Genomic DNA, 22301 nt, shown 5'->3' with positions numbered 1-22301 from the left:
TTTTTCTCTGGACCATGCTGTTATTGGACTATTTTACTTATATTGGCGCGGTAAAAACTGAACTTCCGGGTTCTTGTCTTTTTTACGGGCCAATTTACTGTTTTTGCCCAACAGTAATTTCAATTGCCAGATTTTCTCCAGGCGTAATGATTTTTTCGGTTCATGTTGCATGGCATCAAGAACCTGTTTGGCGGCTGCCAGTGCATCCGGAGAGCGTTGCAGCATTTCTTCTGCAATTGCTTGGGCTTTGCTCATGGGTGATTCATCCAGATGCGTCACCAAACCAATCTCTTTGGCATAGCTGGCGTCAAAAATACGCCCGGTCAAGGTCAGTTCTTTGGCCAGATCGACACTAATGATGCCTTTAATGGAACGGGTCAGTCCCATGTCCGGCACCAGTCCCCAGCGGCTTTCCATAATCGACATCTTGGTGTCCGGATGGGCAATACGAATATCGGCTGCCAAAGCCAGTTGCATGCCGGCACCCAGACAATAACCTTCCATTGCCGCAATGACCGGTACAGGCAGTTCCTGCCAGATTAAAAAAGCTTTCTGGAACAGGCTTTGTCCCGGTTTAAGCAGTTCCCAGGCTGCATAAGCGGTATTTTTTGGCGCATTTAAATCGGACAGGTCAATTCCGGCACTAAAGACATGCGCTTCGCCGGTTAAAATGACACAGCGAATGGAGCGGTCCATTTTAATTTGTTTGGCGACATGCACCAGTTCGCGTAATAAAGCAAAGCTCATGGCATTGCGCTTTTCTGGACGGTTTAAGGAAACGGTGGCGATGCCATTATTTTTTTCTATGCGAAGTAAAGCCATGGGTTAGACCTGTATTTTTATATGGTTTTGAGCATAACACGGGTATTTCTCTGATACATGCCGCGATACATGACAGCAGAGTCACATCTAAAGATGGACGCTACTGCCAAAATTTGAATAAGTCCTTCAAATACTTTGTTTGTTCAAAATTTGCTGTGAAGCCTGTTCAACCTGCTGAATGACCGACTGCAATTCGTCAAAGCGTTTCAGAGTTTCCTGAATAAAGGCTTCATCCGCCTTACGGCGTTCTTTACGTAAGGAAGAAACAAACTGTTCAAATCCACCGGTGACTTCCTGCAGGCGAGGAACACCGACATAGCGGGTCGCCCCATATAAGCGGTGCAGCACATGTTCCAGTTGCGGAAAATCTTCCATTTCAATCAACTGCTGCATTTCATCCAGTTCTGTCGGGAAACTGTCGATCAGCATTTGCAGTAAATCGATGGCCAGATCTTCTTTATTGGCCGCCAGTTGCAGGCTTTGTTGCCAGTCCAGAATATTGGGATCCAGCGCTTCAATCAGAATGGACTTCTCGATGCTTTTCGCCTTTTTGAAGCTTTCAGAGGTCCAGTGGGTCAGAATCTGAATAATCTGTTCCATCTGAATCGGTTTGGTGACGTAATCATCCATACCGACCTGCAACAGTTTCTGTTTTTCATCGGCCAGGGCATGTGCCGTCAGGGCAATAATCGGCAGGCGCTTATGATTCTCCAGGGTCGACTCTAGCGAGCGAATGGCACGGGTGGTATCAATTCCGGACATCACCGGCATTTGAATATCCATAAACACCACATCAAATGCCGGCAACTCCTGCTCGATGCGCTGCTGAATAATTTCAATGGCTTCCTGACCGCTTAATGCCTTGGTGGTGGTGACATTCAGCTCTGCAAGCAATGCTTCTAGAACAATCAGGTTCGGTAAATGGTCATCCACTGCCAGTACATGCAAACCTTGTCCATTAAACTCTTCATGCACATCCTGCTCGAAAACAGGCTGATTGCTGAGCAGCTGAATCAAGGCACTACGGCTTAAAGGCTGATACAGCGGACGGGCGCGGTAATCGTTCAGCATGTTTGGATCGAGCGCCATCTGATAGCCATACACGGCAATATTGCCGTGGTAGCGTTGACGGATTTCTTTCAGCAGCGCTTCACCATCGCCGCTATGGTCGACAATCAGCCAGGTATTTTCATCGTTGGTCGGGAATTTATTCAGCTGGCTGAATAGGTCCAGAATCGAACCGGTTTCGACATGATGCACACCATAATTTTCCAGATAATGGCGCAGAATGTTGGCGGTTGCAGGATGGGCCAAATAGGAAACCACCTGCATTTGTTCAAAGTGCGGATGCACAATTTCAATGTCTTCATCCACCACAAACATGGCGGTAAACCAGAAGGTAGAGCCTTTTTCAGTCGGCGCGCGTTCCTGGTTGTCTTCAAAGCCAATTTGCCCCTGCATCAAATGCACCAGCTGTTTGGAAATGGCCAGGCCAAGCCCTGTACCGCCAAATTGCCGGGTCACTGAAGCATCGCCTTGCGAGAAGGATTCAAACAGTTTTTTCCGGTCTGTACCGCTCAGGCCAATGCCGCTGTCCTGCACGCTAAAGTGCAACAGGCATTGTCCGATATCGTCATGTTCCATGCGGGCACGGACAATAATTTCGCCATCTGGGGTAAATTTGATGGCATTGGAAATCAGGTTGGTCAGAATCTGCTTGAAGCGTAAGGCATCGCCAATGACTTGCGTTGGCACATTGTCGGCATAATAGAATGCCATATCGATGTACTTTTGCGCAGCCAATGGCGAGAGCATATCCATCACGTCAAAAATGGCTTCTTCCAGGTCAAACGGGGCCGTTTCCAGTTCCAGCTTGCCGGCATCAATCTTGGAGAAATCCAGCACGTCATTAATCAGCGCCAGCAGATGCGCAGATGATTTACGGATGGTTTGCAAATACAGGTTCTGCTCATTGCTCAGGTTGCCTTGGCGCAGCAATAAATGAATAAAACCGTCAATACTGTTCAAGGGAGTACGCAGTTCATGGCTGATATTGGCCAGAAACACCGACTTTGACTGGTTGGCTGAAATCGCCTGGTCGCGTGCCTGACGATAGGTAATGTTCTGAACTTCCAGGGTATCTAAAGTACGGCGCAAATCATCTTCGGTCTGTTCGGTATGTTCTTTGAGTTCCAGAAAGCTAAAGTGCAGGCGTTTCACCACGTTGGCAATATCGCGCTGCAATAAGCGCAATTCCCCGGTACTGTTAATCACCATGTGCTGATCAAGCGTGTCGGCATTCAGGCGCTGTAACTGCATCCGGATTTCGTACATTGGCGCAATCCAGCGCCGTGAGTAGAAATTCAGGCACAGTAACAGCAGCAATAACGTCAGCAGGCCGGTGGCAATCAGCACAATCATGACCCGGTAGTGGGCAATTTCCAGGGGCTGGTTATCCAGCTCAATTACCAGTGTGGCCGGGTTATCGGTATGTTCATTAATTTTTAAGGCATAGATATGATTGTGATTATGCAGGATAGGCCCGACAAAATCGGCTTTAGCGTCAATCTTGGGCCAAGCTTCCTGATCCTGAAAACCAATACTTAAACGGTTTCTGCCTTGGGGATCGATAATTGCGGCACGAATGAGATGTTTTTCATCCAGCATCACTTGCAGGGTATTACGAGCCTGATCATATTGCCATGGATAGCGGTTGAGCAGATCGAATGCAGCTTCGGCGGTAAGCTGATAGCGGGTCACAATCGCAATAGCCATCTGACGTTGCTGCGCACGTGAGGCATTGGATGTTTCGGATAAAACCAGCAATGCCCCCACACATGCCAAAACCATAATGGGGACAAAAATCATGGCGATGAGTTGTCCATAAGCATGATTTAAATGTAGACGCTTAAATAACTTTTTATTGATATTTGACATGGTTAAAGCAGTTGATTCCCTATGCACCGCAGTTTAGCACGCTTTGTAAAAAATCGGCTGTGCTTTAATCACTTTCAATAAAAAGCCTGCTAAATGGGTGCAGGAGGAAGCATTTTTTCATACAATAGGCGCACCTCGATATAGGTGCAAATAATGAGTAATACCACCCCTGATTTTCAAGCAGACGAATTTTTGTTAGACCACTATGTAGGTAAAACGCCTCTGGTGCGTTTACAGCGTCTGGCAAATCACACTCAAGCAACAGTATTGGCGAAACTTGAAGGAAACAATCCTGCAGGTTCGGTAAAAGACCGCCCAGCATATAATATGATTATGCAAGCTGAAAAACGTGGTCAAATCAAGCCAGGCGATACGTTGATTGAAGCGACCAGCGGAAATACAGGGATTGCCTTAGCCATGGTTGCTGCCATGCGTGGCTATAAAATGAAACTCATTATGCCTGCAGGTTCAAGTCAGGAACGCAAAGATGCCATGCGCGCTTACGGTGCTGAGCTGATCGAGTCTGAAAACATGGAACAGGCGCGTGATATGGCGCTGCAAATGGAAAAAGAAGGGCAAGGACTGGTCTTGAACCAGTTTGGTAACCCGGACAATGTGGACGCCCATTACCGGACGACTGGCCCGGAAATCTGGCAGCAAACCGGCGGTAAAATTACCCATTTCGTCAGTTCCATGGGAACCACCGGTACCATTATGGGAATTTCCAAATTCTTAAAAGAACAAAATCCGGATATTCAGATTGTCGGCTTGCAACCTTCTGAAGGTTCAAATATTGCCGGTATCCGTCGCTGGCCGCAAGAATATCTGCCAACCATTTTTGATCCGACACGCGTTGACCGGATTATGGATATTCCGCAAATTGAAGCGGAAAAAACTGTACGTCAATTGGCACGCAAAGAAGGCATTAGTGCTGGTACATCTTCCGGTGGTGCGGTTTGGGCATCCATCAAACTGGCGGAAGAAAATCCGGGGGCGGTAATTGTCTGTATCGTCTGTGACCGTGGTGACCGCTATCTGTCTACTGGCTTGTTCTCTGTAGTCGACCCTGAATAATTAAAAAACTGTGAGATGAAATGCGCTTACCTATCTTGATTTTTGATATCGAAACGCTGACCGATTTAAAGTCAGGTGCGCATTTATATCATCTGGATTTGCCCGAAGCAGATCTTGAGCAGGCGTTAATGAAATTGCGCCGTCAGGAATCAGGGACGGATTTCCAGCGTCTGCCGCTGCATGAAATTGTTTGTATTTCCGGTCTCTGGATTGATGAAAACGGGGCGATGACACTGTTTTCATTTAGCCGCGAACAGTATAGCGAAGCGGAAATTTTAAAAAAATTTCTGTCCATTTTTGATAAGCGCCATCCGACTCTGGTCAGTTGGAATGGTTCACAGTTTGATCTGCCGGTAATTCTGTTCCGTGCCATGTATCATGGCCTGTCGGCACCAAGTTTGTTCGATCAGGGCGAAATTGATCAGCAAAAGCGCTATAATAATTACCAGAACCGTTACCATCAGCGTCATGTCGACTTAATGGATGTCATGGCGATGTTTAATGGCCGTCATTTCCAGAAGCTGGATGATGTTGCACATCTGCTGGGATTTCCGGGCAAGCGCGGTGATGGTGCTTACCATGTTCCGGAATATGTCCGTGCACAGCAGTGGTTAAAATTAACCAGCTACTGTGAAGGCGATGTGCTGAATACCTGGCTGATCTATTTGCGCTGGCTATTGCTGAAAGGCCAATTGCTGGCTGAAGATCACCGTTACTGGGTTCAAGCCACCATCCAGTATTTACAGCATCAACCGCAACACGCAGATTTTCTTCAGGTATGGCGTGAAACTTCACAGCATACCGAATTTACCGCTACAGATTTTATCTCTCCCACACCCTAGGTATTCATGAAACATAGAACCAAGCCACGTCCAGCTCAGCATCCGATTTACACATTTCAGGTTGAGTCTCTTTCACATGAAGGACGGGGAATCGCGCACTATGGATCGCATCCCGATCATCCGAGTGACAAGCACGGTAAAAAAGTTTTTATTGCATATGCCTTGCCGGGGGAGACGGTTAGAGCACAAATTACCCATGTGGTGAAACGTTTAGAAGAAGCCGATTGCGTAGAGATTCTGAGCGAGCCTTCGCATTTGCGTGTTCAGCCGCAATGCCCGCATTTTGGTGTTTGTGGTGGCTGTAATATGCAGCATATTCAGCAAGATGAACAAATTCGACTGAAACAGGAGGTCTTGAAGTCGCATCTGGAACATTTTGCCGGTATCCAGCCTGAACAATGGTTGGCAGCTTTACGCTCACAACGTGAAGACTACCGCCGTAAAGCACGTATCGGTGTGCGTTATATTCCAGCCAAAGAGCAGTTGGTGGTGGGCTTTCGTGAACGCCAGAGCAATAAGCTGACGCCGATTGACCGCTGTATGGTGCTGGATCGTAAATTTGGTTCCATGACCGAACTCAAACAATTACTCCAAAGTCTAAAGGGCAAAGCAGCGATTGGTCATGTAGAATTGGCCATGGGGGATCAGGATATTGCATTGCTGGTGCGCCATACTGAAAAATTGTCATCCGATGATGTCAACCAATTAAAACAGTTTGCGTTAAACAGACAGTGGCAACTGTATTTGCAGCCTGCAGGGGGCGACAGTTTGCATCGTGTCGATGATCCGGCCGCGGCGATGCGTTTGCATTATGCTTTGGACGAATTTGATGTGAAATTTGGCTTTAATCCGCTTGATTTTACTCAGGTCAACTCCACCATTAACCCGCAGATGGTGAAGCTGGCATGTGATTTGCTTCAATTGCAGCAAGGTGAGCGTGTAATCGACCTGTTTTGTGGTTTAGGAAACTTTTCTTTACCCTTGGCGCGTTGTGTCGGTGAAACCGGACAAGTGGTTGCTGTTGAAGGAAGTGAGGAAATGGTTCAACGTGGTGCAGAAAATGCCGAGAAAAACGGTATAAGTCACGTAAAATTTTATTCACAAGATTTAACAAAAGATTTTGCGCATCATTCTTGGGCAAATCAGGGATTTGATGCATTATTGATTGATCCTCCACGCTCAGGGGCGGAGGAAATAATGTATTATGTGCCCAAATTTGGTGCAAAAAGAATCGTTTATGTGTCATGTAATCCTGCCACACTGGCGCGAGATGCGGGAGTGCTGGTAAAACATGGTTATCGATTAAAAAAGGCTGGGGTAATGGATATGTTTACCCATACGGGACATGTGGAATCTATTGCCTTATTCGAAAAATACAACGAAATAAACGATTTATAATATGAAGTGTAAAAAAGTAGGAGTAGGGTATGGTCACAGTACGTGAGCAGCTTCCTGGACGTCTCAATGAGTTGTCGGAGGAAGCGACTGTAGAACATGCCGAACAAGCCCAACAAGATTTGGCTGAATGGTTAAATCGGGTTCGTGGCATATTAGATGATACGGCGCTAAAACAACTCGAAGATGTAGCGCATTTAACTTTGCAGAAAGAACTGCAAAGTACGGTCAACCATCGTTCCAATACCTTCTATACCGGCATTGAAATGGCCGATATTCTGGCGCATCTGCATGTCGATGAGGCGACCTTGTCTGCCGCAATGCTATATCGTAGCGTTCGTGAAGGCGTGATGACGCTGGAAGAAGTGCAGGAGCATTTTGGCGAGCAAGTCTATGGCCTGGTGCAAGGCACACTGGCGATGGGTAAGCTGTCCGAGCTGATTGAAAAAAACAAGCGTCTGGAAGACCATTTTAATAACAACCAGCGTGAACATTTAAGCGGCATTTATAAAATGCTGATTGCCGTGACCGAAGATGTTCGCGTAGTGCTGATCAAGCTGGCCGAACGTACCTACGCCTTGCGTGAACTGACCCAAGCCTCTCGGGAACGTCAGGAACGTGTTGCACGTGAAATTCTGACCATTTACTCGCCTTTGGCACACCGTCTGGGGATTGCCCAGCTTAAATGGGAGCTGGAAGATCTCGCTTTCCGTTATCTGGCCCCGGAACGTTATAAAGAAATTGCCTCCTTGCTGAATGAGAAACGCCTGGAGCGTGAGCAGTACATTCAGTTTGTGATTGATAAGCTGAAAACCGAACTGGCCAGCCATGGAATTGAAGCCGAAATTAGCGGACGGGTGAAGCACATTTATTCGATTTATCGAAAAATGAAAAGCAAGAACTTAAGCTTTGACCAGCTGTACGATATCCGTGCGGTGCGGGTTCTGGTTAAAACCGTACCCGAGTGTTATCACTCCTTGGGCATTGTGCATCAAATCTGGCGCCATATTCCGCATCAGTTTGATGATTACATTACCAATCCCAAAGCCAATGGCTACCGTTCATTGCATACTGCCGTGATTGCAGAGAACAAGTCGCTTGAAGTGCAAATCCGTACCAAGGATATGCATGAGGAAGCCGAGCTTGGGGTGTGTTCGCACTTCAACTATAAAGAAGGTGCCAAAAATACCGATCATTCCTTCAATCATCGTTTACATTCATTGCGTGCCGTACTGGAACATTATCAGGAACGCAATGATGCCAGTGCGCATAAAGTAGAGGATGAGCCAGAAAATTTTGAACAGATTCAAGACTTTGAAGGCTTTGAAAAAATTTATGTGTTTAGCCGCGATGGCGATATTAAAGAGTTGCCGCGTGGTTCGACTGTTTTGGACTTCGCTTATCACGTGCATACCGAAGTGGGGAACAAGTGCTATGCCGCACGGGTGAACCAGCGCTATGTGCCGCTGACCTATACCCTGAAAACCGGTGAGCAGGTTGAAATCTTAACCAAGAAAGATCGCGAGCCGAACCGGGACTGGTTGGTCAATTCGCTGGGTTATATTAAAACTGCCCGCGCGCGGGATAAGCTGCGTCACTGGTTCAGACAGCAAGACCGCAGTAAAAATCTGGAAGTCGGCCGTGAAATTCTCAACAAAGAGCTTTCACGCCTGGCGATTCACCCGAAAAGCATTGATTTAAGTGACTATTGCAATCACTTCAATGTCAAGTTGGGTGAAGATATCCTGATCGGGCTGGTGAATGGCGACATTAGCCTGCATGCCCTGATCAATCAGGTCAACCGTCATATGCATATCGGTCAGGATGAGCCTGAATTGGTACTCAAACCGACCTTGAATCCGCGTGCCAGCCATACCCTGTCTGCACATGGTATTTTAATTGACGGTCTGGACAATGTGGAACTGCATATTGCCCAGTGTTGTCAGCCAGTGCATGGTGAATCCATTGGGGGATATATCACCCTGAATCGTGGCGTCAGTATTCACAAGGTGGCCTGTCCGGATTATGTACGCATGATTTCCCAGGAACCTGAACGTGCCGTCGAAGCCGATTGGGAAATGCAGCCGACGCGTGGTCAAAGTGTACAGATTGTTGTCGAGGCTTATGATCGCCGCGGTCTGCTCAAAGACCTGACTCAAGTGATTTTCTCGGATCAGATCAATATTCGTCAGGTGAATACCATTTCTGAAGCGGATGGTATTGCCAACATGAAATTGTTGATTGAGGTGAAAGGTCTGGCCCAGTTATCCCGTCTTTTGGCGCGTTTGGAACAACAGCCGGGCATTATTAGTGCGCGTCGTTTGGTGCAAGGCAATTAATCTAGCATTGTACTGATGCCATAAAACCAGCAACATCTGTTGCTGGTTTTTTTATGCCTGATCGGTTTTTTAAGGGTTTTTAAACAAAATAAACAATGAAATCAAAACTATAATTTTAAATACTCAATATTATACAAGATACATTTTGTGTAATTTTTATTACAAATGCTATAATCCGACCTATTAAAATAGCCTCGAGCTAAAATATTTTAGGGTATGGAAAATTACGGCAATGCTTCAAATCAATGTGTCACAACTGTGCATAAGTCGTGCCGATGAAACCGTTGCCGCCTTAGAACAAATTCCAGCCATGCAGCGCAGACGTTTGTCAGGGATTGCCAAACTCGCGTTAAGCAGTGCCATTCAATCGCTGAATTCCAAATCGGCAGATTATATTGTCTGGGCTTCACAATATGGCGATGAACATAAGACTTTAAAAATTCTGGCCGATGTACTGCAAGATCAGACGCCGTCACCGACCCAGTTTTCAACTTCCGTACATAATGCGATTGCCGGACTGTATTCCATTTTATGTCAGGATGCGACCCCATCGACCAGTCTGGCGGCTTCGTGGAGTGAAGCCCTGATTGAAGCCTATGCCTGGTTAAAAACCGCAACGCAACCGAATCCACGTGTTCTGGTGGTGTATTACGATGAGGCATTGCCGGAAATTTATCACGAAGCTGAGCCTTTTACCGCTTTTGCCATGTCGGCAATGGTGAGTCTTGAAGCACCCAACCTGCAACTGGATATGCATGCGCTAGGCAACCAGCGTCATAAATATATGGATGCGCAGAATTTTTATGATTTCTGGCAGCAATCTGAACAGCGTCTTGATTATCCTCAAACTCAGGCATGGCAAAAATGTTAAAGCGCGATCAAATCAAGCAAAAAGCCAACTACCTGTGGCGTGTGGGCGCAACCGGTTTCAGTTTCGCCAGTTTCGGGATTGGCGGCGTTGCCATTGGGGGGCTAATTGCACCCTTAGTGAAACTGTCTACTCAGAATCCCGGTTTAAGGCAGCAGCGTACCCAAAAAGTCATTAAGCATAGCTTCAAGGGCTTTACCGAAATGATGGTAAAACTCGGAATTATGACCTATGACATTGAAGGCCTGGAAAAATTACAGCACAGTAAGCAGGAACTGGTGATTGCCAACCATCCTACCCTGGTGGATGTGGTGGTGCTGATTGGGCTGATGGAGCAAGCCAACTGTGTAGTCAAGCAGGCTTTATGGTCAAATCCATTTACCAAAGGTCCGGTGCAGAATGCCGGTTATATTTTAAATGCCGGTTCGGAACAGTTTATTCATGATTGCGTGGCAAGGCTAAAGCAGGATCAGGCAGCATCGTTGCTGATTTTTCCTGAAGGTACCCGGACTGCAAAAGGCGAGTTGCTGAACGAATTTCAGCGCGGCGCGGCCAATATTGCCATTCGTGCCAACGTGCCGATTCGTCCCGTATTGATTAGCTGCACGCCGTCAACCTTAACCAAGAATGAAAAGTGGTATCACGTTCCTTCCAAGCCTTTCCATATTCATGTGAAGGTACTGGATGCCATACAAGTCGATGATCTGCTCGAGGATGTAACGGTGAATCCGAAACACGTGCGTCAGCTGAATCATCAATTACACCAATTTTTTAACCAAGAGTTATCTAAAAAATGAGCAATCTTGCTGATGAATTAAAGCAAATGATTATTGATGTTCTGGCCCTTGAGGACATCAGCATAGATGATATTGAAACCGAAGCACCTTTATTTGGGGATGGCCTGGGTCTGGATTCGATTGATGCACTGGAACTGGGCCTGGCACTGAAAAAACGTTACAACATTCATTTGAATGCTGAATCGGCGGAAACCAAACAACATTTTAAATCAATTCAAAGTCTGGTGGCTTTGGTTGAAGCACAGCAACAGGCATAAGAGGTAGTGATGCTAACTCAGGAACAAGTACTTGAAAAATTAAGAGAATGGATGGAAGATCTGTTTGAGATTAGCCCTGAAGATGTGCAGCTGGATGCAAATTTAGCCACCGATCTGGACGTAGACAGTATCGATGCGATTGATCTGGTGGTCAAAATCAAGGAATTGACCGGTAAACAGGTTAATCCTGAAGACTTTAAAAGCGTACGCACAGTACAGGATGTGGTGACTGTGATTCAGAACATGTCTGCTGCATGAAACTGATCTTTAGAGGGATAGTGGCAATCGGGTTGATGCTCTATCCCTTTTTAGTGGGCTATAGTTTGGCACATGGACAATATGTCTGGGTCAGCAGCCTGCTGATTGTTTTGGGCCTATTGCGCCTGTTCAGCAAGGGCAATGCCTTGCTGTGGCCCTTAACCGGATTTGCCATTTTGTGTGGCAGCCTGAGCCTGATTTTAAAAGATCATGCCTGGCTAAAACTGTATCCGGTGTTGATGAGTGTGGGGGCATGTATGATTTTTGCCTCGACTTTAATCCGCCCCCCATCCATGATTGAGCGTTTTGCCCGATTGGCAGAACCGGATTTGCCCGAAGCTGGCGTGATCTGGACTCGAAAAGTCACCTTTGTATGGTGCGGTTTTTTTGTATTGAATGCCCTGATTGCCTTGGCGACCATACTCTTTGCCTCTATGCAGGTCTGGGTATTGTATAATGGCTTTATTTCCTATGTGTTGATGGGGCTGTTACTACTGGGCGAATTTATCTTGCGTAAGCGACAGCAGCGCTTAAATCAACTTCAGGAATAAAAACAGAATATTATGTTGTGTCATTTTCAAAATCATCTCCATTCACTGAAACCGCTGTGTATTCGGCCTGATTTAAGCCAGATCCGCTTTCAGGATTTCTGGCAGGATGTGATGCAACAACGTCATGCCATTGAGGCACTTTCACAGGAAAGTTGGGCGCTTTGGGAGCCTGACAGTTACCAGTTTTTAGTGCTGTTATTTGCAGCACTACTGGCCAAAAAACAGGTACTGCTGCCTCCGAACCGGGTCAGTGATCTGGAAAAAGAACTGGCCGGGCAGAATGTTTATTTTTTACAGCGCCAGACTGTATCCCATAGCTACAACCAGCCGATTGAACTCGATCTGGATGATGCCTTTCTGACTCAGGCACAGCTTTATTTTTATACGTCCGGTTCTACCGGTCAGCCTAAAAAAATCCCGCGCAGCTTGCGTCAGTTGCTGAATGAAGTACAGGGGCTGGATGCCAGTTTTCAGTTGCCTGGGCAGGCGATTGCGATTGCCACGGTCAGTCATCAGCATATTTATGGCCTGCTGTTTAAGTTGCTCTGGCCATTGGCCAGCGGTCGCTGCTTTTTTCAAGTACAGCTGGCTTTCCCCGAAGATGTCGCCGATATCCAGAAAAAATTAACTGTTTTCAAGATGGATAATTATGTGATTTCCAGTCCGGCACTGTTAAAACGCTGGACTCAGGATGTGCTGCTGCAAGACTGTTTAACGGTGTATTCCTCTGGTGGGAAACTGGAATCCGGTGTAAGACCCTATCTGAACCGTACCATTACCGAAGTGTTTGGCAGTTCCGAAACCGGCGGGATTGCCCATCGCCAGCAGGATGATGCCTTGTGGATACCCTTTGCCAATGTCGATATAAAGACCAATGCACAGCAGGAACTCCAGGTCAGAACCAATCATGCGTTTAGCGAAGACTGGATTTTTACCGGTGATAAAGTTGAACTGGTTGAAGCCGGCAATTTAAAAAGTCCATTCCGTTTGTTGGGGCGTTTGGACCGGATTGTCAAACTGGAAGAAAAACGTTTAAGTCTGGATGCCATCGAGCAAAAAATTGTCGAGCTGGATGACATCGTACAATGTCATGTGCTGATTCTGGAACGGGAACATCGCCAGATTTTAGCCTGTGTTGCAGTATTGTCAGAGCAGGCCAGACAGCAACTGCAAAATGGCAGCAAAGTACAGTATGTCGCGACCTTAAAAGCCCAGCTGAAAGCCAAACTGGAAAGCATTGCCATTCCAAGACAGTGGCGTTTTTTGACACAATTACCGCAAAACTCCCAATCCAAGCTGAATAAACAATACATGAAATCCTTATTTCAGCCTATGTTATTGCCTATTGTATTGGAACAACAGCATGTCGCGGATTCGGCATCCTACCGTTTGGAGTTTTCACCTGAACTGGAATGCTTTAAGGGGCATTTTCCAGATTATCCTATTTTTCCAGGGGTGGGGCAGATCGGGTTTATTCAGCATTTTGCCCGCCAGACCTGGGCCGATCTGGAATGGTGCAATGGTTTCGAGCAGTTGAAGTTTCAGGATCTGATCAAGCCTTTTATGGTGCTGCAATTGCAATTGACCAGAAAATTGCACAAAGTCAGTTTTGAACTCACCCATGCGGATCAGACCTTGGCCTCTGGACGATTGCTGTTTAAAACGCCGAGCGATCAGATTTAAAGGTAGATGTATATGCAGCAATGTTTTGTGATTCCGGTTTATAACCATCCTAATTATATCGAGGCTTTGGTCGCCCATCTGGAACAGTTTCAGAAACCGATCATTCTGGTCAATGATGGCAGTGATGCCGCATGTACTCAGCTTTTACATACTATTGCTGCAAAGAATTCATTGGTCGAATTGGTTGAGCATCATCATAATCAGGGCAAAGGCCAGGCCGTGATCACCGGGTTGCGTCATGCCCACAAGCTGGGTTTCAGTCATGCCTTGCAGCTCGATTCGGATGGTCAGCATGACTGGCAGGATGTGGCAAAATTCCTTGATATTTCTGCACAGCATCCAGATGCGATGGTCATCGGACAGCCGGTTTTTGATGAATCAGTGCCCAAAAAACGCCTGTATGGCCGTTATGCCACGCATATCTGGGTCTGGATTAACAGCCTGTCGTTTGACATTAAGGACAGCATGTGCGGTTTCCGGGTCTATCCCTTAGCCTCAACCATTAAAGTGCTGGATTCGGCAAAATTTCAGCCACGTATGGGCTTTGACAGTGAAATTCTGGTACGTCTTAAATGGGCCAATGTGCCTTTTATCAATGTGCCGACCAAAGTCATTTATCCAGAAGACGGTATTTCTCATTACCATGTCTGGCGAGACAATCTGGGCATGAGTAAGGCGCATGCCAAATTGCTGGGCGGGATGCTGATTCGTTTGCCAAAATTGCTGGCACAGAAAGTAAAAGGTTGATTCTGTGGCCGAGCTGAATTCAGGTAAATGGAGTGATATTCAGGAACGTGGCGGCATGACCTCACTGAGTCTTGTGCTGGCGTTCTACCGTCTGGGTGGCCGATGGCTGTGTCGGGTATTGATGTATTTTATTATCTTATGGTACTGGCTGTTTGCGGCTGCCGCACGTCAGGCTTCACTGCAATATCTGACTCGATTGCACCATTTTGCAGGTAGAAATTCTCCCTTCCCGCATCCACCAAGTCTGGCACAGAGCTATCGGCATTTCATGCAGTTTGGGGAAGGCATTCTGGACAAAATTGAGGGCTGGCTGGGTAAAATCCCGGAACAGCAACTGGTTTTACATGGACATGAATATTTTCGTGAGCATTACCAAAAAGGTGCGGTGATTGTGGTGTCGCACTTTGGCAATATTGAATTGCTGCGTGCCATTAAGTCGGAACATCCGCAAAAAATTAATGTTTTGGTCTATCAAAAGCATGCCACCAAATTTAACCAGTTCCTTAAAAAGCTCAATGACCATGCCGATGTCAATCTGGTTTCGGTGGATGAACTGGGGATTGAAACAGCCTTGGTGTTGCAAGAAAAACTGGATCGCGGAGAATGGGTGATTGTGGCGGCAGACCGTGTGCCGGTGCAGTCGGATCGGGTACAGCCGATTTCATTTTTAGGCGAAGACGCGAACTGGCCGCAAGGGGCGTGGATTCTTGCCAGTTTGCTGAAAGTTCCGGTGCTCGCCGTGTTCTGTTATCGCGTGGCCGACAACTTTGAAGTGCATATTCACGCGATTGCCGAACAGCTGAATTTTCCACGCAAAAACCGTCTGCAAGCCATGCAGACGACAACCCGTAAATATGTGGAATTACTGGAGCAGCACTGTATTCGTGCGCCCTATCAATGGTTTAATTTTTATAATTTCTGGAACAAAGATTAATGCAAGTTTTAGTTGTTGGGGAAAATCCGTTATCAATTGAAGATGTCGTCGCTGTAGCGCGTCAGGAAAAATCCGTCGCTTTACCGGCCAGGGCTGAATGGTGCGAATTGATTCAACGCGGTGCCGATTTCCTGGATCAGTTGCTGCAAGATGAAGGCGTGATTTATGGTGTGACCACCGGTTATGGCGATTCCTGTCTGGTGGAAATTCCAGCCCATCAGGTCAATGAACTGCCTTTGCATTTATCGCGTTTTCATGGCTGTGGTCTGGGTCAGAACCTGGACTTAATTAGCGCACGTGCAGTCGTGGTGACACGCCTGTGCTCGCTGGCACGTGGCTATTCAGGTGTTTCACATGCCTTGCTGCAACGTCTGGTGTGGATGCTGAATGAAAACGTGATTCCGGTGATTCCTTCCGAAGGCTCGGTTGGGGCCAGTGGAGATTTAACACCATTGTCTTATATTGCCGGTGCTTTGGTCGGTGAACGTGATGTTTACTATCAGGGGCAGATTGTTCCGATTGGCCAGGTCTATGCAGAAAAAGGCATGCAGTCTTTAGTTATGCGTCCTAAAGAAGGGTTGGCACTGATGAACGGTACGGCGGTGATGACCGCGATTGCCTGTCTGAACTATAAAAAAGCCGAACAGATCAGTTTGGCCAGCACCTGCATTACCGCACTGAATGTCTTGGCTTTAGAAGGTAATCCGAGCCATTTTGATGAAGTGCTGTTTGCGCAAAAACCGCATCCGGGCCAGCAGCATATTGCCGCACAGCTGCGTGACTGGCTGAACAGTGAAGTGCAAACCGAGCATCAGAGTTCACGCCTGCAGGACCGTTATTCACTACGCTGCGCACCGCATATTATTGGTGTGTTTGAAGATTCTAAACCTTGGCTACGCCAGTTTATTGAAAATGAACTGAATTCCAGCAATGACAATCCGCTGATTGATCCGGTGAATTTGCGTGTGTTGCATGGTGGGCATTTTTATGGCGGTCATATTGCGCAGGCCATGGACAGCCTGAAAATCATGATTGCCAATATTGCCGACCTCATGGACCGGCAATTGGCGCAACTGGTCGACTATAAAATGAACAATGGTTTGCCGCGTAATTTAACCGGGGCAACCGATGAGCGCTTGCCGCTGAATCATGGCTTTAAAGCGGTACAGATTGGCGTGTCGGCATGGACGGCAGAAGCCTTGAAACAGACCCTTTCAGCCTCCATTTTCTCGCGTTCGACCGAATGTCATAACCAGGACAAGGTCAGTATGGGCACTATTGCCGCGCGTGATGCCAGCCGCGTGATTGTGCTGACTGAACAGGTGATTGCAGCCTTGTGCTGTGCCAGCGTGCAAGCGGTGAACTTAAAAGGTTTAGATGGCAAGTTAGCTGAAGTCTTAACTGCTTTTAAAGTTTGGGTATTACAAACCTTTGACTACGTGGTAGAAGACCGTCCACTGCAACAGGAGTTGCAGCAACTAGTGGATCGCCTGGAAAATCTGGAATTGTTGAACAGTGAACTTGTTCGCTAAACGTGACGGGAAACAGACTATGCATGCCGATGTAATGATTGAAGTGCCATTTCATGATGTGGATACCATGGACGTGGTCTGGCATGGGCATTATTTGAAGTATTTTGAAATTGCGCGCTGCAAGTTGCTGGACCAGTTTCAGTATAACTATAAGCAGATGCGTGATTCCGGCTATGCCTGGCCGGTGATTGAAAGCCATGTACGTTATGCGCATGGCATCCTGTTTGAGCAGAAAATTCGGGTGCGTGCCATTTTAAAAGAATGGGAAAACCGCCTGAAAATTGAATACCAGATTTTTGATGTGGAAAGCGGCAAAAGGCTGACCAAAGGCTATACCACCCAAGTGGCGGTACATATTGAAAGCCGTGAAATGTGTTTCCAGTCACCGCAAATTTTATTGCAGCGTTTACACGCCTGGTCTGAGTTTAAAGCGGAGTAAAGCAGATGACCTTTCTCAATCTACCACGTGCAGCAGGATTATTCCTGGCAGGAGTGCTGTCTCTGACCATGTTGCTGTCGCAAGCAGTGCATGCGCAAAATCCGCAGCTCAGACAAATCTTTAGCCAGCTCTCTGAAACGCCAACCGTGCGGGCCAATTTTGAACAGCAAAAAAAACTGGCAAGCATGAACAAGACCTTTGTATCCAAAGGCACGGTGTTATTTTCCAAGTCACAGGGCGTAATCTGGAAAATCCAGACTCCGGTCAAAGCCGACCTGATTGTGACCCCTCGTAAACTGGTACAGAAAACCCAGCGCACGCATAGCCAGATTGAAATTGACAAATCTCCTTATGGTTCGGTCGCGACCATGTTCCTGCAGCTGATGTCGGGGAATGAAGCAGCTTTGGCCAAAAACTTCAATGTTGTTTCGGCCAGTTATAGCCCAGCACAGTGGAATGTGGCCTTAACTCCGAAAAGCAGTTTGTTTAAGAAATTATTTGTCCGGGTCGATGCACAAGGGCAGCGTTATGTGGACCGTATCGTGATTCGCGAGAAAGCCAATAACAGCACCAGCATTCGCTTTAGCCAGCAAACCACCCAACCCCAAACCTTAACGGCTGAGGAAAATGCACTTTTCCAACTGGCAAAATAAATTTACTGCGCTCTGGCTGATTGTACTGAGCGTGATTGCCATCGCGCTGGGTACGGCTTGGTTGAAAAAAGACATTCATATTCAAACCAATATCTTTGCCTTACTGCCGGAAGCCCATCATGATCCCCGCTTGGAACGGGCGCAGCAATATGTCAGTCAGCAGCTGAATGACAAGGTCTTTGTGGTGCTGAATGCCAAAGATGATGCTGCATTGGCCAAAGCCACAGCGACGTTTAAACAGAGCGTAGCGGCAACAGATTTATGGCAACCTCTACATGCACAGCTGGACAGTGACAGGTTTGCCCAGGTGTTATATCAGCATCGTGCCGGTCTGCTGTCATCCGCGGATCAAAAGCTGCTGGAGCAAAAAGATTATGCCGCGCTGAGCGAACAGGGCCTGTTGCAGATCATGAGCCCGGGCATGCCGGTGACTGCTGAGCTGTTACAGCAAGACCCGCTCTTATTATTTCCACGTTATGCCGTGGGCTTGTCCAGTTTACAGGACAATCAGGATATTGAGCTTGAAGATGGCTTTGCCACCATTCGCGATGAGCAGGGCATTTCCCGCCTTATCGTTCTGGAGCTCAAAAATAGCCCTTACAATATTGATTATCAGGAAAAAACTGCTGCATGGATTGAGCAGTTAAATTTAAAACTGAAACAGATGCAGGTACAGCCGCACTGGACCGGTACCTTGCTGTTTGCGCAGTTCGGCACCACCTCGGCGGAAAATGAAATTTCCACCATTGGGGTCGGTTCGACCATCGGGATTTTTCTGTTGGTGCTGTTCGGTTTCCGCTCGGTTCGTCCAATGCTGACTGAAATGATTGCCGTCGGTACCGGCTGTCTGGTGGCCTTTGCCATCACCCATTGGGTCTTTGGTGAAATTCACCTGATGACCCTGGTGTTTGGGGCCAGTCTGGTCGGGGTCTGTGTCGATTTTTCATTTTACTTTATGGCCATGCAGTCACAGCATCGGCAGATTGACGGTTTTGCCGTACTCAAACCGCTGTTGCCCAGCCTGTTTATGGGCCTGATGACCACTCTGGTCGCGTATATTTTCTTGAGTTTTACCCTATTTCCGGGCTTTAGGCAGATTGCCGTATTTTCCATGGTGGGACTAGCTGCGGCATGGATCACCAGCGTTTTATTGTTGCCAAGATTGCCGCCTTTAAATGCCGAACCGGCGATTCGCCGCTTGAGTTTTATTGGCAAGGCACGCTCCTGGGTACAGGCCAGAAAGGGTCTCCGTTATGGCATTATCTTGATCATTGCCGTGATTACAGGCAGCAGTCTGCTGTTGCTGCAAAGCAATGATGATATCCGTAACCTGCAAAGTATGGATAAGACGCTCCAGCAGGAAGATCAGTATGTGCGTGAACGCTTTATGCAGCAGCAAAGCAGCGAATACTTTGTGGTGCATGGCGATACGACGCAGCAGCTGGAACAGAATGAACAGCAACTGCTACAGAAATTGCAGGTTTTGCAGAACCAGAACAAGCTGGAGGGTGTTCAGGCCTTAGGCCAATGGCTACCCTCCAAAGCAGAGCAGCAACACAATATTGCATTGCTGCAAGCCATTCCAGCCAGTGCTTTACAGGACTACGCTACGGCATTGCAGCTGAATCCGGCCGAGGTGGTGGCCTGGCAAAAGCAGCTTTCTCAGCAGCCTTTACTCAGCCCAGCCGAAATGAGTCAGCATCCTTTGGCTTTTTTAAAAATGAGCCCAACCGAGCGTCTGGTGCTGCTGCAAAATGTGCATGATGTAGCTGCCTTGCAGCAGCTGAATAGTCCGCAGGCACAGCTATTGCGCCCGGTGAACCTGTTGTCCGAACTGTTCCAGCAGCACCGTATTCAGGCACAGTGGTTACTGGTTTCAGCCTTAATCTGCCTGATGATTGGCTTGGGCATCATTTATGGCATCAAGTCGATTTTGCCTTTGGTGCTCCCGGTCAGTCTGGCCTTAATGACCACCTTTGCGATTCAGGCCTGGCTGGGTGTAGAAATCAATCTGTTCAGCATCATGGGCACTTTCCTGATTATCGGGATTGGGGTGGACTATGCCATTTTCTACCGGCACGGACATGATCATCCGCAAGTGGTTGGCATGGCCTTATTCCTATGTATGATGTCGACCTTATTAGGTTTCGGGTTATTATCCTTTAGCCATACCTATGCCATTCACTGCTTTGGCTTGACGGTATTACTTGGGGTTATTTTTTCATTTATCTACGCAACATTGTTTACATCTTCCGATGCCGGACATGTTGTGCTTCAACAGTATCAGCCAAAAGAGCTGAAAGAATAAGGTACAGTGCAATGAGCACCACACAACACACAGATGTATTGATTATCGGCGCAGGGCCATCGGGGAGTTCGGCAGCAGCATTACTGCGCCAGAAAGGCTATCAGGTCACGATTATTGAAAAACAGCATTTTCCACGCTTTTCCATTGGCGAATCATTGCTGCCACAATCCATGGTTTTTTTAGAGGAAGCCGGCTTGCTGGATACCGTGCGTGAGCATGTCGAACAGTTTGCCTTCCAGTTTAAAAATGGCGCGGCTTTCTTAAAGGGCACGCAGCGCAGTTTTTATGATTTCCGCGAGAAATTTAGCGACGGTCCGGGCACCACCTGGCAGGTGCGCCGTGCCAATTTTGACCATTTGCTGGCACAGCAGGCAGAAAAATACGGTGCCGATATCCGTTTTGGTCATGAAGTGATTGATGTCAATGTTGAGCCGGAACATCCGGTACTCACGGTCAAAGATGAACAGCAGCAGGTCTATCAGATTCAGGGCAGGTTTTTACTGGATGCCAGCGGTTTTGGCCGCATCTTGCCAAAATTTCTGGATCTGGAAAGCCCGTCCGATTTTCCGGTACGCCGTGCCGTGTTTACCCATATTGAAGATGGTATTTTAAATGACCCGGAATTTGACCGGGAAAAAATCCTGATTACGGTACATGCCAAAGACCCACGCGCCTGGTACTGGCTGATTCCGTTTGCCGATGGCCGTAGCTCTTTCGGGGTGGTGGCCGAACAGGATTTCTTTGAGCGTTATGGCTTTAAGGGCAGTGCCGATGAAGATATGGAAGCCTTGCTGAAGCGTATTCTGGCAGATGAAGAAAGCCTGTCGCATGTGCTGCGCAAGGTCAAATTTGATACGCCGGTACGTACCCTGGTGGGTTACTCTGCCGATGTCAAACATCTGGCCCAGCGTAACTATGCCTTACTGGGCAATGCCGGTGAATTCCTCGATCCGGTGTTCTCTTCCGGTGTGACGATTGCCCTGAAGTCTTCCAGCCTGGCCATTCCCCTGGTCGATCAGCTGCTGCAAGGGCAACCGGTCAACTGGACGGAGCAATATGAAAAACCGCTACGTGCAGGCATTCAGGTATTCCGTGCCTATGTGGAGTCGTGGTATAGCGGTGAATTTCAGGATGTGGTGTTCTCGAAAAATCAGGAGGACAAAATCCGCCGTATGGTTTCTTCCTTACTGGCCGGTTATGCCTGGGACAGCAGCAATCCAATTCATAAAAATGCCAAAAAGCGTTTAAACACTTTGGCGGAATATTGCCGTGATCCGCAATTACAGCAAACAGAAATGAATGGTGCTTAAGATGAAACTGAAATGGACGGGGATGTTCATCGGCGCAGTCCTGCTGTGTGGCGGCTGTCAGTCCATGCTGCCTAAAGCACAAGGCTTGGCAACGACTACATGGGCTGCGCACAACTACCAGCGTCAGGATCAGTTAGAAATTCAGTGGAAAGCGCACAGTTTCAGCTTTTTGCTGTATCAGCAACAAAAAGGCCAAAAGCTGGAAATGCTGGCTTTGACCCTGACCGGGCAGCAATTGTTCAAGCTCAGTTTTGATGGACAGAAAGTGCATGTCGAACAGCGCATCGAGCAAATGAAGTTGTTGCCGTTTGAATTTGTGGTACGCGATATTCTGTATGCCACCTATCCGGATTTTGCCCGCTTACAGCCGCAGAATGTCCGCACTGAAACTTCGGCTCAGACCCGGAAAGTATGGATCAATCAGCAGCATGTGCTCAATATTCAGCAGCAGGATGATGTGGTTGAGCTGGATAATCTGCAGGTGCCGTACCAGATGGTCATCAGTCGCATCAACGATGGCTTAGCAAATACTGATGCGGACAGCACTGAATAAGA

20 protein-coding genes are annotated in these 22301 nt (G+C 47.5%); 18 read left to right on the top strand and 2 right to left on the bottom strand.

The genetic code is table 11. The features are described 5' to 3' along the window. Nucleotides 1–33 precede the first annotated feature (33 nt). Nucleotides 34–822, bottom strand: a complete 789-nt coding sequence (locus ACPUEY_RS08185; protein WP_425121761.1) for a crotonase/enoyl-CoA hydratase family protein — start codon at nucleotides 820–822, stop codon at nucleotides 34–36. A gap of 126 nt (nucleotides 823–948) precedes the next feature. Next, nucleotides 949–3759: a GacS-like sensor histidine kinase gene (locus ACPUEY_RS08180; protein WP_425121760.1), complete on the bottom strand. Its 2811-nt coding sequence runs from the start codon at nucleotides 3757–3759 to the stop codon at nucleotides 949–951. 153 nt (nucleotides 3760–3912) lie between these two features. Between ACPUEY_RS08180 and cysM the strand changes: the two genes are divergently transcribed. The 18 genes from cysM (at nucleotide 3913) to ACPUEY_RS08090 (ending at nucleotide 22299) form a co-directional block, all read left to right on the top strand. After that, nucleotides 3913–4833 carry a cysteine synthase CysM gene (gene cysM / locus ACPUEY_RS08175; RefSeq protein WP_180174432.1) on the top strand — a complete coding sequence of 307 codons (921 nt, stop codon included), beginning with the start codon at nucleotides 3913–3915 and terminating at the stop codon, nucleotides 4831–4833. A gap of 20 nt (nucleotides 4834–4853) precedes the next feature. Further along, complete coding sequence (locus ACPUEY_RS08170; RefSeq protein ID WP_425121759.1) at nucleotides 4854–5675, top strand: 3'-5' exonuclease; 822 nt, start codon at nucleotides 4854–4856, stop codon at nucleotides 5673–5675. A 6-nt stretch (nucleotides 5676–5681) separates the two neighbouring features. Beyond that, a complete protein-coding gene (rlmD, locus tag ACPUEY_RS08165; protein ID WP_425121757.1) occupies nucleotides 5682–7073 on the top strand; it encodes a 23S rRNA (uracil(1939)-C(5))-methyltransferase RlmD in 1392 nt (463 codons plus the stop codon). Between the two features lie 29 nt (nucleotides 7074–7102). Then, the gene (locus ACPUEY_RS08160; protein ID WP_092820294.1) at nucleotides 7103–9409 is read left to right on the top strand and encodes a RelA/SpoT family protein; all 2307 of its coding nucleotides are present in this window, start codon (nucleotides 7103–7105) and stop codon (nucleotides 9407–9409) included. A 232-nt stretch (nucleotides 9410–9641) separates the two neighbouring features. Continuing rightward, nucleotides 9642–10280, top strand: coding sequence for a beta-ketoacyl synthase chain length factor (locus ACPUEY_RS08155; protein WP_425121756.1), 639 nt, complete (start codon nucleotides 9642–9644; stop codon nucleotides 10278–10280). Continuing rightward, nucleotides 10265–11074, top strand: a complete 810-nt coding sequence (locus ACPUEY_RS08150) for a lysophospholipid acyltransferase family protein (protein ID WP_131274368.1) — start codon at nucleotides 10265–10267, stop codon at nucleotides 11072–11074. Before ACPUEY_RS08155 ends, ACPUEY_RS08150 begins: the two co-directional genes overlap by 16 nt. Next, a complete protein-coding gene (locus ACPUEY_RS08145; protein ID WP_092820297.1) occupies nucleotides 11071–11331 on the top strand; it encodes a phosphopantetheine-binding protein in 261 nt (86 codons plus the stop codon). Before ACPUEY_RS08150 ends, ACPUEY_RS08145 begins: the two co-directional genes overlap by 4 nt. Nucleotides 11332–11340: 9 nt before the next feature. Next, nucleotides 11341–11589, top strand: coding sequence for an acyl carrier protein (locus ACPUEY_RS08140; RefSeq protein ID WP_092820298.1), 249 nt, complete (start codon nucleotides 11341–11343; stop codon nucleotides 11587–11589). Beyond that, nucleotides 11586–12140, top strand: a complete 555-nt coding sequence (locus ACPUEY_RS08135) for a septation protein IspZ (protein ID WP_425121755.1) — start codon at nucleotides 11586–11588, stop codon at nucleotides 12138–12140. Before ACPUEY_RS08140 ends, ACPUEY_RS08135 begins: the two co-directional genes overlap by 4 nt. A 12-nt stretch (nucleotides 12141–12152) precedes the next feature. Beyond that, complete coding sequence (locus tag ACPUEY_RS08130) at nucleotides 12153–13823, top strand: AMP-binding protein (RefSeq protein WP_425121754.1); 1671 nt, start codon at nucleotides 12153–12155, stop codon at nucleotides 13821–13823. 12 nt (nucleotides 13824–13835) lie between these two features. Beyond that, nucleotides 13836–14570, top strand: coding sequence for a glycosyltransferase family 2 protein (locus ACPUEY_RS08125; protein WP_425121753.1), 735 nt, complete (start codon nucleotides 13836–13838; stop codon nucleotides 14568–14570). Between the two features lie 55 nt (nucleotides 14571–14625). Further along, nucleotides 14626–15504, top strand: coding sequence for an acyltransferase (locus ACPUEY_RS08120; protein ID WP_425121776.1), 879 nt, complete (start codon nucleotides 14626–14628; stop codon nucleotides 15502–15504). After that, nucleotides 15504–17036 (top strand): HAL/PAL/TAL family ammonia-lyase, encoded by a 1533-nt coding sequence (locus tag ACPUEY_RS08115; protein WP_425121752.1) that lies wholly within the window; start codon nucleotides 15504–15506, stop codon nucleotides 17034–17036. Before ACPUEY_RS08120 ends, ACPUEY_RS08115 begins: the two co-directional genes overlap by 1 nt. A 19-nt stretch (nucleotides 17037–17055) precedes the next feature. After that, entirely contained in the window at nucleotides 17056–17475 is a 420-nt protein-coding gene (locus ACPUEY_RS08110) for an acyl-CoA thioesterase (protein WP_425121775.1), read from the top strand. A 68-nt stretch (nucleotides 17476–17543) separates the two neighbouring features. Then, nucleotides 17544–18128, top strand: coding sequence for an outer membrane lipoprotein carrier protein LolA (locus tag ACPUEY_RS08105; protein ID WP_425121774.1), 585 nt, complete (start codon nucleotides 17544–17546; stop codon nucleotides 18126–18128). Then, nucleotides 18103–20436 (top strand): MMPL family transporter, encoded by a 2334-nt coding sequence (locus ACPUEY_RS08100; protein ID WP_425121751.1) that lies wholly within the window; start codon nucleotides 18103–18105, stop codon nucleotides 20434–20436. Before ACPUEY_RS08105 ends, ACPUEY_RS08100 begins: the two co-directional genes overlap by 26 nt. Before the next feature lie 11 nt (nucleotides 20437–20447). Beyond that, nucleotides 20448–21746: an NAD(P)/FAD-dependent oxidoreductase gene (locus tag ACPUEY_RS08095; protein WP_425121750.1), complete on the top strand. Its 1299-nt coding sequence runs from the start codon at nucleotides 20448–20450 to the stop codon at nucleotides 21744–21746. Beyond that, nucleotides 21736–22299: a DUF3261 domain-containing protein gene (locus ACPUEY_RS08090; RefSeq protein WP_425121749.1), complete on the top strand. Its 564-nt coding sequence runs from the start codon at nucleotides 21736–21738 to the stop codon at nucleotides 22297–22299. Before ACPUEY_RS08095 ends, ACPUEY_RS08090 begins: the two co-directional genes overlap by 11 nt. Nucleotides 22300–22301 lie beyond the last annotated feature (2 nt).

The sequence above is a fragment of the Acinetobacter sp. G11 genome (assembly GCF_049808495.1).
In the GTDB taxonomy this organism is placed as follows: Bacteria; Pseudomonadota; Gammaproteobacteria; order Pseudomonadales; family Moraxellaceae; genus Acinetobacter; species Acinetobacter kookii.
The sequence above is the reverse complement of the archived record's forward strand: the minus strand, read 5'-3'. Positions and strand labels throughout refer to the sequence as shown.